The sequence below is a fragment of the Taibaiella chishuiensis genome (assembly GCF_003014535.1).
Taxonomy (GTDB): domain Bacteria; phylum Bacteroidota; class Bacteroidia; order Chitinophagales; family Chitinophagaceae; genus Taibaiella; species Taibaiella chishuiensis.
On record NZ_PYGD01000007.1, the window covers coordinates 38,024 to 52,573 of the forward strand.

Genomic DNA, 14,550 nt, shown 5'->3' on the forward strand with positions numbered 1-14,550 from the left:
TGTTACCGGCAGAAACCGGGGACTTATTTCTTTTTCAGCTGTACAGGCACGCGTACGTTATCCCAGCTGAATACCATGTTATCTTTTACGAAGCTGATGGTGAATTTTTCCTGCACGGTTTTGGTATGTTCAACCGGCGCTTTCACTTCCAGCACGTTTTTATCTTTGTTTTCTTCGTATTCCGAAGCACCTTTCTGTTTAGGCTGGCTGTTGAGGATCACCGTCCACTCCTGCTCACCGGGAATGGTAAACACGGCATAGGTACCGGCTTTCAGCTCCTGGCCACCAAACATTACATCTGTTTTTACCGTAAGGTCGGTAGACATGTTAGCGCCGGTGCGCCATACTTCGCCATAAGGTACCAGTTTGCCAAAAATTTCGCGGCCGCGTTTGGACGGCTGGCTGTAGTTCACCTCGGCTATAGCGTTCTTGGCGCTGGCTGCGGGGCTCTTAGGTGCTTCTTTCTTGGTTTCCTGGGCCTGGAGCATCATCCCTGAAGCCAGAAGCATGGTGCAAAATGCTGCGATCTTTTTCATAATGTTTGTGTTATTGTTTTTAAAGGAGCAACGAAGATAAAGGGCCTTGTGTTTAAACCATGTTAATGATTTGCTTTTGCCCGGAGGGCTTACCTTTTCTTAATACAGGTTGCGGAACAGGTCGCTTTCGTTGTCGTTATACTCCGGCATAACACGCATTTCCTTTTTATAAGCCGCGGTTTTTACCCAGTATATAATCCAGTAAACGATCATCCCGATACCAATAGCAAAGCCGAATCCGGGCACAGGACGGGGCAACAAACCGACCAGCAGGGAGACCAGGTTCAGGATACAATAAATAAGGCCGGGTTGGAAAGTAGGTTTCGGCTCGACCTGCATATTACGGCTGGCGTACTCCTGCGCAATAGACTCCGACAACTTCTGCACGATCCGGAACTGCCAGATAAGCGTAAACAGGCTGATGGCGCCCGATATATACTCCATACCCGAAAACAGCCCGGAACTCAATGCCAGTCTGCCGTTCAGACCGAAATAGATCGGTATCGCAAGGAAGATGTTGAGGAAGGAAATTAAAAGCAGCCATACCTGTGCCGGCTGCATTTGCCGGTTTTGAGGCCTTACGGCTTTCAGGGTATCCTGCAGGTTCTTTACATATACGCAGTAGACAACGGCAGCTGCGAGCACCAAAACGCCCACAATCGCCAACACCGCAGCGAGCATGCCTTCTGGCAGGTTGTTTAATTCATTCATAGGTATAAGGGTAATTAAAGGCTTATATAGAAATTGAAGTTAAGCATTCCCCGCAAAAAATATACTATCCGGGTCGCTACCTACCGGCAAATGGCTGATTGCTTTTTTATACCGGGCCACACCAACCCAATAAACAATCCAGGTCACCATCACCAGGCACCAGGCGGCAATGGTTAGTTCCCTGCCTTGATGAAGCAGCAACATCAATAATTGCACTAAATTGGCAAGACAATAGAGTATACCCCGTTTGAAGGTCGGTGCAAACCTCGTGGGCAGGCGCCGGCTCCGGTACTCGGCGCTTATGGCGATAGCTACGCGACCTACGATAAAAAATTGCAGGATTATGGCAAAGCAAAAAAACAAATAGGTGATTTTGCTTCTTAATATAAACGGAACATACATAAATGTTCCGAACAGGTTCGTAAAGTAAGGAACGAAGCCTAAAAGCAGCAGCCAAACCATTGCCGGGCGTATGGTGCGGTTGACCGGGCTAATGAACTGAAGCAAACCGGTAACGCTTTTCAGGTAGAAGCAATAAGCCACCAACACCCCGGCGGTGTGTAACAATATGATCAGGTCAATTACGCGGCGCGTTTCGGGCGCAAGGCTGTCCATCCAGCTTTCCATAAACAACAGTAAATATAGCCCAAAGTAAGAAAAAACCGGTTGCTATGCAACCGGCCGTATTTACAATTTTGCTATCGGTGTTTTTACATCGTGGTAAAAAAGGAAGCGCCATTTACCTGCGCCTTCTTCTGCCCACTGCTCGCGCAATTGCATCGCCTTTTTGCCATCATAATCATATTTGGCCACGTACTTCATCTTCATCTGCTTGTATTGCGGGGCTTCGTCGCCGCCGTAAAAGATAATGCCCTCTTCGGAATCGATAAAGAACACGATATGTTGCGGGCTGTGGCCGTCGGTATGCTGGTACCGGATATAACCGTCTATCGTGCCCGCTTCTTCTTTAAGCCAGGTAACGCGGGGATGGCCTTCGAGCTGCAGCAGGTCGTCTACATAATAAGAAGGAAAGCCAACCTCTTTGGCATAAGCCAGTTCCTTTTCATATACATAAAAGGTGGCGTTGGGAAACAGCGCCAGGTCGAGGCCGCCGGCATGGTCCTTGTGCAGGTGCGAGAGCAGTACCTTGGTTACATCTTCGGGATGAATATTGTGCTGTTCGAGATTGCCCGGCAGATGGGCCATACCATCGGGATTATTAAAGCCCAGTCCGGTATCGAGCAGGATCACATCGCGGTCGTTTACCACGGCAAAGGGCTGTACCTCCACCAGAAGCGAACCCGTGGGCCGGTCGTTAAGCTCATCCAGGGCTTCGTTAAAGGGTTGAAATATCTTGTCACGTCCAATCGTAAAAGTGCCTTCTGAAAGCGGGAAGATCTGTGTCATAATAACTGTTTATCCTGTTTTTGCTGCCGGGAACCGGCCACAAAAAACAAATATAATTTTAAAATAATAATAGGCACCCGGGCTTTGCCTGCCGCAGCAAACAAGGGCCTGATACCAGGGCAGGACCAGGCGCCATATCTAACCGGCGCTACCTGCGAAGCCGTAAAAATGATTACCTTTGCACTCCAACATAATTTTTGCATGAATCCTCAAGACCGTTATGCCCTCCGGGGCGTTTCCGCACAAAAAGAAGAAGTACACCAAGCCGTGGCAAAGTTAGACAAAGGACTGTTTCCAAAAGCCTTTTGCAAAATATATCCTGACTATTGGGGTAATGATCCTGACTATTGCAGCATTATGCATGCCGACGGCGCCGGTACAAAATCCATCCTGGCCTATCTCTACTGGAAAGAAACCGGTGATATGAGCGTATGGAAAGGCGTGGCCATCGATTCGATCGTGATGAACATCGACGACATGCTCTGTGTAGGCGCTACCGGTCCCTTTACCTACTCTTCGACCATCGGGCGCAACAAGCACCTGATCCCGGGCGAAGTGATCGGCGGTATCATCAATGGTTCCCAGGAATTTTTCGATACCCTGAAAACATATGGTATCGATGTGCACTTTATGGGTGGCGAAACGGCCGACGTAGGCGATGTGGTACGTACCGTGATCGTAGACGGCACTATGGCATGCCGTATGCCCCGCAAAAAAATAGTAACTACCGATCATATTCAACCCGGCGACGTGATCGTATCGTTTGCCTCTTATGGCCAGGCGGTATACGAAACCGAATACAACAGCGGTATCGGCAGCAACGGGCTTACCAGCGCACGCCACGAACTGCTGCATCATGATTATGCAGCGAAATACCCCGAAAGCCTGGACCCCGCTTTACCTAAAGAAGTTGTGTATAACGGTATTTATAAACTGACCGATGCGACCGAAACCCCGCTGGACGCCGGTAAACTGATCCTGTCGCCTACCCGTACCTATGCGCCCCTGGTGCTTAAAGTACTGGAAAACCATTTCGACAAGATACACGGCATTATCCACTGCAGCGGCGGCGGCCAGACCAAATGCCTGCACTACCTGCCACAGGGTCTGAAGATCGTAAAAAACAACCTGCTCGCTGCTCCGCCTATTTTCCGGATGATACAGCAGGCAGCCGGCACCGACTGGAAAGAAATGTACCAGGTATTCAATATGGGCCAGCGGCTTGAAATATTTACCGATGCCGAAACCGCCAAAGCCCTGGTAGAGCTGGCTGCGACCTTCCATATCGAAGCGCAGGTAAGCGGTTATGTAGAAGCGGCAGAAAAGAACGGCCTGACCATCGAAAGTGAATTCGGTACCTTCCAGTATTAAACCAAAGCATCGCTATCACCCCACCCCACACCTATAACCAGTATAACAGCGTAGCGCGCACCAATGAACCTCAACGACATACTAAAGGCCACCAAAGCAGAAGCAATACCAGAAGTAAAAGATATTGACATAGCGGAACTACTGATCGACAGCAGGAAGATCGTCAATCCTGCCCGTGCCATGTTTATTGCCATAAAAGGCAGTCACCGCGACGGGCACCAGTTTATCGACGACGCTTATGAGAAAGGCGTTCGTACCTTCCTTATAAGCGAGGAGACAGATACTGCAAAATACAAAGATGCCCAGTTCCTGAAAGTAACCGATACGCTTACGGCGCTGCACCAGCTGGCCACGGCGCATCGCAACCAGTTTCATATACCGGTGATCGGTATTACGGGCAGCAATGGTAAGACTATTGTAAAGGAATGGCTGTTCCAGTTGCTTTCCGAAAATTATAAGATCATCCGCAGCCCCAAAAGTTATAATTCGCAGATCGGCGTGCCCCTTTCGGTATGGCGTATGCAAGCCCACCATACCCTGGGTATATTCGAGGCGGGCATATCCCAGCCCGGCGAAATGAGCCGGTCCGAGCGCATCCTGCATCCCGACATCGGTATCTTTACCAATATCGGCGAGGCGCACAGCGAGGGCTTCCTCAACAACCGGCAAAAGATCAACGAAAAACTGATCCTTTTCCGTCATGCCAAAGAGCTGATCTATTGTAAAGATCACCACGAGCTGAACGAATGCATTGTACAATACTGCCACCAGATCCGCAGCGGCGAAGAAGATGACCTGAAAGTATTTACCTGGTCGCAGAAATCGGAAGCTACCCTGCGTATCCAGGGCATTGATAAGAGCAGTAATTCCACTACCATACGTGGTGTATACGAGGAGCGCGAGATTGCGATCCTGATCCCCTTCAGCGATAATGCATCTATAGAAAATGCCATCCATTGCTGGTGCGTGCTGCTGCTCTTCAAAATCGAAGACAGCCAGATCGCCGAACGTATGGCCAGGCTGCACCCGGTTGCCATGCGCCTGGAACTGCTGCATGGCGTGGACAATTGTACGATCATTAACGATACGTATAATTCCGACCTGACCTCGCTGCAGATCGCGCTCGACTTCCTGGAGCAGCAAAAGCAACACCCGCGCCGCACCGTGATCCTGTCGGACATGCTGCAGATCGGTAAACCCGACGGCGACCTGTACGAAGAGGTGGCCGAACTCGTAAGCCAGAAGAACATCTACCGTATTATCTGTATCGGCGTAGCGCTGTCCAAACACAAGCCTACCTTCCGTAAGCATAAAAAACTACGCAGCATCTTTTTCAAATCTACCGAAGAGTTCCTGAAAAAGATGCATATGATCACTTTCGAAAACGAGGCCATCCTGCTGAAAGGCGCCAGGGCCTTCCGTTTCGAGAAGATCGAAAAGCTGCTGGAACAAAAGATCCACAAGACGGTGCTGGAAATAAACCTGTCGGCGATCCAGAATAACCTGAACGTATACCGTGCCCTCTTGCCCGCGCCGGTAAAGATGATGGCTATGGTTAAAGCTTACTCCTACGGCAGCGGCAGTTACGAGATCGCCAACCTGTTGCAGTTTGCCGGGGTCGACTATCTTACCGTTGCGTATGTAGACGAGGGTGTAGCCTTGCGCAAGGCCGGTATTAGCGCCCCCATCATGGTGATGAGCCCGGAGGCCGGGGCCTTCGACCGTATGATCTCCTGGAAATTGGAGCCCGAGATCTTTTCGATCTACTCCCTGCAACAGTTTACCGAGATCGCACATACCCTCAATGTAAGCCACTACCCGGTACACATCAAGCTGGATACGGGTATGCACCGCCTGGGCTTTATGCCGCACGAACTGCCCGAGCTGATGGCCGAGCTTAAGGTCAATACCGCCATTAAGGTAGTAAGCATTTTCAGTCACCTGGCCGGCAGCGACTCCGCCGACTTCGACGGCTTTACCGCCGAGCAGGCCCGCAACTTCGACAACATGAGCCAGGAGCTGATGCAGGTATTACCCACCCGCCCCTTACGCCACCTGGTCAACTCGACCGGTATTACCCGTCACCCCGAACTGTACTATGATATGGTACGCCTCGGTATCGGGATGTATGGCTTTGACGGCAGCGATAAAGTACAGCACCAGCTGCAGAACATAGGTACCTTAAAAACCACCATAGCCCAGATCAAAGAGCTGAAAGCCGGCGAAACCGTGGGCTACAGCCGCAAGGGCAAACTGGAACGCGACAGCCGCATCGCTACGGTAAGTATCGGTTATGCGGATGGTTACTTCCGCGACTTTGGTAATGGCAATGCCCATATGCTGGTACATGGCAAACCCGCACCGGTAGTAGGTGCCGTATGCATGGACATGTGTATGCTGGACATTACCGGTATCGACAATGCCGCCGTGGGCGACGAGGTTATCGTATTTGGCAACGAATTGCCGATCGGGCAACTGGCCGATTGGGCCAAAACAATACCCTACGAAGTACTGACCGGCATCTCGCAACGCGTGAACCGTATCTATGTAAATGAATAAAATTATAATATAGCTTTTTAAGTGAAGACACCCTTTTCGAGGGTGTCTTTTTTTATTTAGGACGCAACTTTATGATCGATCCGGCTATTGCCCGCCAACGCACACGACCCTTTACCTGTCTATAGGTAACACCGGTACAACATGCTTGCAATATGCAGGTATTTAACCGCCGGGCCAGGTAATATTCCTGACCACACAAACCCCGGGCAGGCGCTGGGATGGGCGCTTTAACGGCAAACAGCAATCCGGTGGCGATACCGCAACATCGTTAAAGGCGCCCTTAAAACGGCAGCCGGGAACAATATACCGGCAATGTAACCCTGCTGCGTTAATTACTGCAATATTATTTTACGGAGAAAAAGGCTGTTTCTTTAACGGAGCAGTCTGTTTTCAGCCAGAAATTACCGCCGGGGCCTTATCCGGGGCGCTTTACACCCAACACAAAAAATACTTTCGCCGTCTTTGATAAGTAGAATAGATTGCTTATTATTGTGAGTTATTATTCGTAGCAAAATAAAAATAAAGAATGAATCTACGTCAACGTTCCTGGTTACTTGCCGCTTCGGCGTTTTTTGTTTTAACGGGCCTTAACTCCTGTAAGGACTACAGTCCCGACCTTCCGTTCCCGGATGTTTATACACCAACGCTTTTTGTAGGCAGCAATAACCATATCCTTTATGCCACCGACCCTACCGATGGGAAACAAAAGTGGCAGTTTGCTACAGACGGAGAAATACATGCCACACCGGTATTGCACGCACAGGCGCTGTGGGTAGGTACCACCACCGGCACCTTATATAAACTGAACCAGAAAAACGGCGCAGAGATCAAAAAAAGAACTTTTGACGGTCCTATTGCCGGTACGCCTTATGCTTTTGCAGGTAATATGCTGCTGGTTCCGGCCGGTAACGTGCTGCATGCCATCGATGTGAACACCCTTGACGATATCTGGAGTTATGATATGGGCGGTATTATCTCCTCCCCTACCAGGCATAAAGTTGCAGGTCTGAACGACAATGCCATCTTTATCGCCGGTATGAACAATAAAGTAGTAGCGCTGGACCCGAACGGGACCTCGCTCTGGGAATATACCCCTACCGATGCAGGCGCATTCTATTCTTCTCCCTGCGTGGTTAACGATAGCTTCCTGTATGTGGGTAACGACAACGGCAGGCTTTATGCCTTAAAAACACTGAACGGATCGGAGAAATGGGCGTATAAAACCGATGGCCAGATCCAGAGTTCACCGATCCAGATCGGCGGTAACGTACTGGTGGGCAGCAACGACCGTAACCTGTACTCTGTTGACTCCGCAAGCGGCCAGCTGCGCTGGAAGGTACAGACCGGCGACCGTATCGTATCCTCACCCGCGGTATTCAACCAGTATGTATATTTCGGCAGCTACGACCGTTATTTCTATTGCGTAGATATCATCGACGGTAAAGTAAAATGGAAAATGGTAACCGGCGGCCTGGTCAAATCATCGCCCGTAATCTATAAAGGCGATGTATACTTCGGCAGCTTCGATAAGATCCTGTTCCGCCTGGACGCGATGGACGGTTCGCAGAAATTCTCCGTAAACATCAACGGACAAATGGAAACTTCCCCGATTATAGATACGGTGGGCGGCGCAGTAGTGCCTTCTATCAGCGGCAACTACCGCTATTAATCCCCATATTTTTTACCCTTACTTAAAAGGCAGCTACACCGGTGTAGCTGCCTTTTTTTGATGGCGAAAAAATAAAGAAAAATAAACGTTGATGCCCTGGTATTTATTTTGTTGCATCAAAACAATTGCTTTACTTAGAGTATTCATCAAAATGCAACCCATAAAAAATATTACCTATGCTAAAAATCGGAGATGAGTTCAGGCACAAATTCAGTTATACACAAGATGACGTGAATACCTACGCCCGGGTAAGCGGCGACACCAATCCGTTACATACCGATCCCAAGGCGGGTGCAGAGAGTATGTTCGGCAGGAATATCATGCATGGATTCCTGGGCGCCAGTGTTTTTACCAAAATATTCGGATCGCTCTGGTATGCCGACGGGCATGTATATATGAGCCAGAACATGAAATGGCTGAAGCCTATGTTTCCCGACCAGGAATACGAAGCCATTGTAAAAGTAAAAGAGGTATTTCCTGAAAAGAACCGCGTGATGTACGAGTGCACCGTGCAGGACCCGGCCACAGGCGAATCGACCATACTGGGAGAGGCCCTGCTGATGAATAAGAAACAATACGTCTGGTAACGATAAAGATACCTGAGTACAATACGACAAGAGGCCGGTTGCTACCGGCCTCTTTTTTAATAAGTTACTTTATCCTTCTTTTCGGTCCACAACCGGAACACCTCCATAGCATTCGTTTTATCGAGTGCTACCATGCTTATTTTCCGTTGTGCAGGGTCGCGGTTTATTTCCTCATAGATAAAGGCATCGTCGAAGCCGATCGCCGCGGCATCTTCGCGGGTATTGGCAAAATACACCTTATCGGGTCGGGCCCAATAAATAGCGCCCAGGCACATCGGGCAGGGTTCGCAGCTGGCATACAGCTCGCAGCCTTCCAACTGGTGGGTATCCAGGTTTTTACAGGCGTCCCGTATCGCATTTACCTCGGCATGTGCGGTAGGGTCGCCGGAATGCAGCACATCATTCCAACCCCGGCCCACTACTTGCCCGTCTTTAACGATAACACAGCCAAAAGGTCCGCCCTGCCCCCGTTCCATATACGTACGGCTCAGGCGCACGGCCTCATCCATAAACTTTTCTTCCATGGCAATTTTTTCATGTTTGAACGACGAATATAACTCATCTTTTATTGCCGGATAGGGCTGCGTTTGCCGTAATTGTCTTATTTTGCAACTTTATCTTTTTGTAAAGATTCTACAATCCCATTCATGTTAAAAGTAGGCGTTTTCGGAGCCGGACATCTCGGTAAAATTCATATACAACAATGGCTGGAAATACCCGGCATCATCCTGGTCGGCTTTTTTGATCCCAACGACGATAACGCCGCCTCCGCTATCACCCAATACCAGGTAAAGCGTTATACCAACGCGGAAGAGCTGATTGCAGCCTCCGATGCCCTGGATATCGTTACAAATACTACATCTCATTTCGATATAGCCAAAGGTTGCCTGCTACAATCTCGTCATTTATTTATAGAGAAGCCGATGACGCATACCATGGAGGAAGCGCGCGAGCTGGTAAAGCTGGTATCCGAAGCGAATGTAAAATGCCAGGTAGGCCATGTGGAGCGGTACAACCCCGCAATGCTGGCCTTGCGCCACCGCAAGCTGGAGCCCATGTTTATCGAAACGCACCGGCTGGCGCAGTTTAACCCCAGGGGCACCGATGTGGCCGTGATCCTCGACCTGATGATCCACGATATCGACATCATCCTGCACCTGGTCAAATCGCCGGTGAGGCGCATTTCGGCTAGCGGCGTAGCCGTGATCAGCGATACCGCCGATATTGCCAATGCCCGTATCGAATTCGACAACGGGTGTGTAGCCAACCTGACCGCCAGCCGCATTTCGCTGAAAAAAATGCGTAAGATGCGTCTGTTCCAGAAAGATGCCTATATCGGCATCGATTTCCTGGATAAGAAAACGGAGATCATCCGGCTGAAAGCCGAAGACGAGGCCCGCGGCTTTTTCGACTTCCCGATAGAGATCGGCGAAGGCAAACAAAAAACAATATCTGTCGAGACCCCTGATATCCGGCAGGTAAATGCAATAAAAGAAGAACTGGCAGATTTTGCACTGTCCGTACTTCAGGATAAGCCGGTAACGGTGTCGGTATACGATGGACTGCATGCCATGGACGTAGCCCACCAGATCCTGCAGAAAATGATTGTTCAGATGAATCCCGAGCGGGGCGATAAAGAACAGGTAATGTAGCATTCCGGTTTCATACCGGGAAAACAGAACGGAAAATGCCCGGTATGGGTAGGTTTTTTTGAATTCATTAAAGACAGGAGCAGGCAAGCTGCGCAATTAAAGGAGCACAATATCGGGATGAAATTATCTGCGGCAAAAAGAAATGCAATTATAGTACTTGTAGTGCTGGATTATCTCACGGCGATAGCCGCGTGGCTGGTATTCTGGTTATACAGGCAAAGTATATTGCATGGCGCCTTCCCCGATATTTACCCCTACGAACGCAACTGGACCTCCCGCGATTATATCCTCTCTTTTGTAGTCGTACCCAGCTGCTGGATCTTCCTGCATTACCTCTGCGGCACCTATTTCGACCTCTATCGCAAATCCAGGCTGCTGGAGATCTACCGCAGCCTTATCGCATCCATCATCGGCGCCACCATCCTGGGCCTGCTGGCCTTTGCCAACGATACCGACAGCTTCAAGTATTTTTTCGAGATCACGATGTGGTATTTCCTTACCCACGTGGTATTCCTGCTTACCGCGCGGCTGATCTGGCTGTATAAGATCAAACTGGACCTGCAAAAGGAAAAGGTAGGTTACAATACCCTCATCGTAGGCGGCAACGGCAAAGCTACCCGCATCTACAACGAACTTAAGAACAACCCGCATGTACTCGGCAATATCGTAAAAGGATTCGTGAATGCCGACCATATCAGCGCCCCGCTTAATATTCCCAATGTACCCGAACTGGGCTCGATCGACAACCTGGAAGAGATTATCGATAAATACCAGATCGAAGAAGTGGTGATCGCCGTGGAGTCCTATGAACGCGTAAAACTCGAACACCTGCTTACCCGCCTCAGTTACCGGCCGGTAATCGTAAAAGTGCTGCCCGATCTTTACGACATCATCTCGGGTTCGGTAAGGATCAGTAATGTATACGCCCCCGTGCTGATCAGTATACACCCGGAGCTGCTGCCCGACTGGCAAAAGGTATGCAAACGGGTGCTGGACCTGGCCGTGGCCCTGATCAGCCTCATCCTGTTATCGCCGGTATACCTGCTGGCTGCCATTAAAGTGCGCCTGTCCTCCTCAGGGCCGATTATCTACAAACAGGAGCGTGTCGGGCTTTTTGGCCGTCCCTTTAATATTTACAAGTTCCGCTCCATGCTGGTCAATGCCGAAGACGCAGGACCTGCACTGAGCAGCGATAACGACAGCCGTATTACCAACTGGGGTAAGGTAATGCGTAAATGGCGTATCGACGAACTGCCCCAGTTCGTTAATATTCTCAAAGGCGATATGTCGCTGGTAGGCCCGAGGCCGGAGCGTAAATATTATATCGATAAAATAACGCCTTCGCATCCCCACTATAAATACCTGCACCGGGTAAAACCGGGCATTACCTCCTGGGGTATGGTACAATACGGTTATGCCGAAAACATCGAGCAAATGACCGAGCGCATGAAGTACGACCTGCTGTATATCGAGAACTGCTCGATCGCCCTGGATATTAAAATCATGATCTACACCATAAACGTGATTTTCCAGGGACGGGGAAAATAATACCCGGGTTGTAAAGTCTTCGCTGCATTTTACTGCTGCTGTGCCTGCCTACTGCAGGGTCCCTTTGCAGGAGACCCTGCGGGGACATCTGAATATACGACAATAAGGATCCTGGCAAGATGAATGTGATCCTCTGAAATTCTTTTTTTCTCGCAGTGCCACCATGGGCCACCGCGGACCCTCGAACAGGTCGCGCGATTTTCATCGCGACGGCTACTGTAAGGGACGTTGCGCGTGGGAGGCAGTTTATTTGCCTGCCGCAGGGTCCCTTTGCAGGAGATCCTGCGGGGACATCTGAATATACGACAATACAGGATCCTGGCAAGGTGAATGTGATCCGCTGAAATTCTTTTTTCTCGCAGAGCCACCATGGGCCACCGCGGGCCCTCAAACAGGTCGACCGATTTTCGTCGCAACGGCTACTGTAAGGGACGTTGCGCGTGGGGAAGTTTATCTGGCCGGTAGGAATACGCATTTGATACTATTTACTGCTGTCGTTGCCTGCCTGCCGCAGGGTCCCTTTGCAGGAGACCCTGCGGGGACATCTGAATTCTTTTTTTCTCGCAGCGCCACCATGGGCCACCGAGGGCCCTCGAACAGGTCGACCGATTTTCGTCGCGACGGCTACAGTAAGGGACGTTGCGCGTGGGGCAGTTTATCTGGCTGGTAGGAATACGCATTTGATGCTGTTTACTGCTGCTGTTGCCTGCCTGCCGCAGGGTCCCTTTGCAGGAGCCCCTACAGGGACATCTAAATTCTTTTTTTCTTGCAGCGCCACCATGGGCCACCGAGGGACCTCGAACAGGTCGACCGATTTTCGTCGCGACGTCTCCTGTAAGGGACGTTGCGTGTGGGAGGCAGTTTATCTGCCCGGTAGGAATACGCATTTGATGCTATTTACTGCTGTCGTTGCCTGCCTGCCGCAGGGTCCCTTTGCAGGAGACCCTGCGGGGACATCTAAAACCTGTTGTGCATACAAAAGGCCCCGGGGCGTATGATCCCGGGGCCTTTCCTATTTTTAGTGAAAACAAAAAGATTGTTACAGGAGGGTAACATACGGGTTATATACGCTCCCCTCGTATTAAACGTAGTAATACCGCTATAATAGCAATTACCAGTAAAACGTGAATGATTCCCCCTCCGACATGGAATACAAAGAATCCTAATATCCATCCTATGACAAGGATAACAGCGATGATATACAGTAAACCGCCCATAATAAAGTGTTTTTGTTTATAATAAGAAAACAGCTTCCGGGCAGTTTAGTTTAAACCTGGTTCTTAAAGATTTGTAAAGTAGTTATTTTTTTATCTTCAATTTATCGCCGCTCAGGTCGAAATCTTTCGGGTAATCGTTATAACTCCACTTGCCCAATACGGTGCCTGCTTTGATGAGCATAAGCCCCGGGTTGGTACGCATGGCGGTTTTACAAACCGTGGCATCGATCACGAAATGATCGGCCACCAGCTTATTTTTTTGCAGGTAACGCTCCGTCTGTTCCTGCGTATTGGCCGATAATACGAAGAAGCCTACATTATTCTTGTTCGCTTTTTCGATCAGGGCGCGCAGGCGCTCCGTATTGCGGGAGGAAGCATTATCGGCATCTTTAAGGAAGAACACGAAATTGTAACCCGGTTCTTTCAGCAATGATTCGGTATAATCTTCGCCCGCATAATCGCTCACTTTAAAGTCCTGGATGGCCGGTGTAGCGTTGCCTTTTTTAATGAGCTCGGTTACTGGTTCGCCGTTCAGCTGCCAGGTCGTATCTTTCCAGATACCGGAGCTGATATAATCCTTATCCGATATTTTTTTGGTTTCGCCCGAAACGGCATTTTTCAATACATAATTGGTCTGGTATACATCCGGCGTGGAACCCGGTGGCGGCTGCATCTTTTCCCAGATATTGTTACCCACTTTATAAGGCAGGCAATCTACGAAAGGCAGGTGCTCCAGCACCACCCACTGGATCAGTACCGAACCGATGAGCGACAGGCTGAACAGGATGGTATTGACCGTGCCGCGGAATAAGGGCCGGATATGTTTACGGCCGGCAAACAGGATAACGACCAGCACGAGTAATATAATGTCCTTGGTAAAACTCTGCATGGCGGTAAGCGGGATACAGTCGCCGAAACAGCCGCACTCCTTGATCTTACCCGAAAAAACAGCATACGCCGTAAGGAAGGTAAAGAAGATCATGAGCAATAACAACAGGAAAGAGAACAGGCGGAAGGCAAAACCCAACAGCAGGGCCACACCTGCTATGATCTCAAACACGATCATCACGATGGAAAAGACGAGGGCATAAGAAGACATAAAGGTCATATGCCATACTTCAAAAAACTCTTCCATTTTATAAGCAAGACCAGAAGGATCGTTGGCTTTGATCAATCCGGAAAAGATGAACAGCACACCGACGAATACCCTGATGAATTGTAAAAGATAAAAGCCGGCGCCACGGTTAGTAGCCGGTCGGCCCGCCGTTGCTGAAGTGTTGATTTGGGTCATGT

The 14,550-nt window shown here is 49.7% G+C and carries 13 protein-coding genes; 6 read left to right on the forward strand and 7 right to left on the reverse strand.

Features of this window, described 5'->3' with window-relative positions:
* Nucleotides 1-23 precede the first annotated feature (23 nt).
* The 4 genes from B0I18_RS16830 to B0I18_RS16845 all read right to left on the reverse strand — a co-directional run bounded on the left by B0I18_RS16830 (nucleotide 24) and on the right by B0I18_RS16845 (nucleotide 2,654).
* Nucleotides 24-536: a DUF2911 domain-containing protein gene (locus B0I18_RS16830; RefSeq protein WP_106523910.1), complete on the reverse strand. Its 513-nt coding sequence runs from the start codon at nucleotides 534-536 to the stop codon at nucleotides 24-26.
* A 99-nt stretch (nucleotides 537-635) separates the two neighbouring features.
* Nucleotides 636-1,247, reverse strand: coding sequence for a hypothetical protein (locus B0I18_RS16835; RefSeq protein ID WP_106523911.1), 612 nt, complete (start codon nucleotides 1,245-1,247; stop codon nucleotides 636-638).
* Nucleotides 1,248-1,286: 39 nt separating this feature from the next.
* Nucleotides 1,287-1,874, reverse strand: coding sequence for a hypothetical protein (locus tag B0I18_RS16840; protein WP_146146781.1), 588 nt, complete (start codon nucleotides 1,872-1,874; stop codon nucleotides 1,287-1,289).
* A 60-nt stretch (nucleotides 1,875-1,934) separates the two neighbouring features.
* Complete coding sequence (locus B0I18_RS16845; RefSeq protein ID WP_106523913.1) at nucleotides 1,935-2,654, reverse strand: MBL fold metallo-hydrolase; 720 nt, start codon at nucleotides 2,652-2,654, stop codon at nucleotides 1,935-1,937.
* 201 nt (nucleotides 2,655-2,855) lie between these two features.
* On the opposite strand from B0I18_RS16845, the gene B0I18_RS16855 reads away from it, so the two are divergent.
* The 4 genes from B0I18_RS16855 to B0I18_RS16870 all read left to right on the forward strand — a co-directional run bounded on the left by B0I18_RS16855 (nucleotide 2,856) and on the right by B0I18_RS16870 (nucleotide 8,840).
* Nucleotides 2,856-4,025 (forward strand): AIR synthase-related protein, encoded by a 1,170-nt coding sequence (locus tag B0I18_RS16855; protein ID WP_106523915.1) that lies wholly within the window; start codon nucleotides 2,856-2,858, stop codon nucleotides 4,023-4,025.
* 63 nt (nucleotides 4,026-4,088) lie between these two features.
* Nucleotides 4,089-6,584 (forward strand): bifunctional UDP-N-acetylmuramoyl-tripeptide:D-alanyl-D-alanine ligase/alanine racemase, encoded by a 2,496-nt coding sequence (locus tag B0I18_RS16860; protein WP_106523916.1) that lies wholly within the window; start codon nucleotides 4,089-4,091, stop codon nucleotides 6,582-6,584.
* A gap of 526 nt (nucleotides 6,585-7,110) precedes the next feature.
* Nucleotides 7,111-8,253 (forward strand): PQQ-binding-like beta-propeller repeat protein, encoded by a 1,143-nt coding sequence (locus tag B0I18_RS16865; RefSeq protein WP_106523917.1) that lies wholly within the window; start codon nucleotides 7,111-7,113, stop codon nucleotides 8,251-8,253.
* 176 nt (nucleotides 8,254-8,429) lie between these two features.
* Nucleotides 8,430-8,840 (forward strand): MaoC family dehydratase, encoded by a 411-nt coding sequence (locus B0I18_RS16870; RefSeq protein WP_106523918.1) that lies wholly within the window; start codon nucleotides 8,430-8,432, stop codon nucleotides 8,838-8,840.
* A gap of 56 nt (nucleotides 8,841-8,896) precedes the next feature.
* Here B0I18_RS16870 and B0I18_RS16875 read toward each other — a convergent pair whose 3' ends face one another.
* Entirely contained in the window at nucleotides 8,897-9,364 is a 468-nt protein-coding gene (locus B0I18_RS16875; RefSeq protein ID WP_106523919.1) for a nucleoside deaminase, read from the reverse strand.
* Between the two features lie 123 nt (nucleotides 9,365-9,487).
* Between B0I18_RS16875 and B0I18_RS16880 the strand changes: the two genes are divergently transcribed.
* Nucleotides 9,488-10,492: a Gfo/Idh/MocA family oxidoreductase gene (locus B0I18_RS16880; protein ID WP_106523920.1), complete on the forward strand. Its 1,005-nt coding sequence runs from the start codon at nucleotides 9,488-9,490 to the stop codon at nucleotides 10,490-10,492.
* Between the two features lie 117 nt (nucleotides 10,493-10,609).
* Complete coding sequence (locus B0I18_RS16885; protein WP_106523921.1) at nucleotides 10,610-12,040, forward strand: sugar transferase; 1,431 nt, start codon at nucleotides 10,610-10,612, stop codon at nucleotides 12,038-12,040.
* A 1,061-nt stretch (nucleotides 12,041-13,101) separates the two neighbouring features.
* On the opposite strand, the gene B0I18_RS16890 is transcribed toward B0I18_RS16885, so the two are convergent.
* Nucleotides 13,102-13,257, reverse strand: a complete 156-nt coding sequence (locus B0I18_RS16890) for a lmo0937 family membrane protein (RefSeq protein WP_106523922.1) — start codon at nucleotides 13,255-13,257, stop codon at nucleotides 13,102-13,104.
* An 82-nt stretch (nucleotides 13,258-13,339) separates the two neighbouring features.
* Nucleotides 13,340-14,548 (reverse strand): BT_3928 family protein, encoded by a 1,209-nt coding sequence (locus tag B0I18_RS16895; RefSeq protein ID WP_106524140.1) that lies wholly within the window; start codon nucleotides 14,546-14,548, stop codon nucleotides 13,340-13,342.
* Between the last annotated feature and the right edge of the window lie 2 nt (nucleotides 14,549-14,550).

Excerpts from the sequence above, each read along its gene's own strand:
- B0I18_RS16890 (WP_106523922.1), bottom strand. The coding sequence starts at position 13,257 with ATGGGCGGTTTACTGTATATCATCGCTGTTATCCTTGTCATAGGATGG.
- B0I18_RS16835 (WP_106523911.1), bottom strand. The coding sequence starts at position 1,247 with ATGAATGAATTAAACAACCTGCCAGAAGGCATGCTCGCTGCGGTGTTG.
- B0I18_RS16855 (WP_106523915.1), top strand. The coding sequence starts at position 2,856 with ATGAATCCTCAAGACCGTTATGCCCTCCGGGGCGTTTCCGCACAAAAA.
- B0I18_RS16830 (WP_106523910.1), bottom strand. The coding sequence starts at position 536 with ATGAAAAAGATCGCAGCATTTTGCACCATGCTTCTGGCTTCAGGGATG.
- B0I18_RS16895 (WP_106524140.1), bottom strand. The coding sequence starts at position 14,548 with ATGACCCAAATCAACACTTCAGCAACGGCGGGCCGACCGGCTACTAAC.
- B0I18_RS16870 (WP_106523918.1), top strand. The coding sequence starts at position 8,430 with ATGCTAAAAATCGGAGATGAGTTCAGGCACAAATTCAGTTATACACAA.
- B0I18_RS16885 (WP_106523921.1), top strand. The coding sequence starts at position 10,610 with ATGAAATTATCTGCGGCAAAAAGAAATGCAATTATAGTACTTGTAGTG.
- B0I18_RS16880 (WP_106523920.1), top strand. The coding sequence starts at position 9,488 with ATGTTAAAAGTAGGCGTTTTCGGAGCCGGACATCTCGGTAAAATTCAT.
- B0I18_RS16865 (WP_106523917.1), top strand. The coding sequence starts at position 7,111 with ATGAATCTACGTCAACGTTCCTGGTTACTTGCCGCTTCGGCGTTTTTT.
- B0I18_RS16860 (WP_106523916.1), top strand. The coding sequence starts at position 4,089 with ATGAACCTCAACGACATACTAAAGGCCACCAAAGCAGAAGCAATACCA.
- B0I18_RS16875 (WP_106523919.1), bottom strand. The coding sequence starts at position 9,364 with ATGGAAGAAAAGTTTATGGATGAGGCCGTGCGCCTGAGCCGTACGTAT.
- B0I18_RS16845 (WP_106523913.1), bottom strand. The coding sequence starts at position 2,654 with ATGACACAGATCTTCCCGCTTTCAGAAGGCACTTTTACGATTGGACGT.
- B0I18_RS16840 (WP_146146781.1), bottom strand. The coding sequence starts at position 1,874 with ATGGAAAGCTGGATGGACAGCCTTGCGCCCGAAACGCGCCGCGTAATT.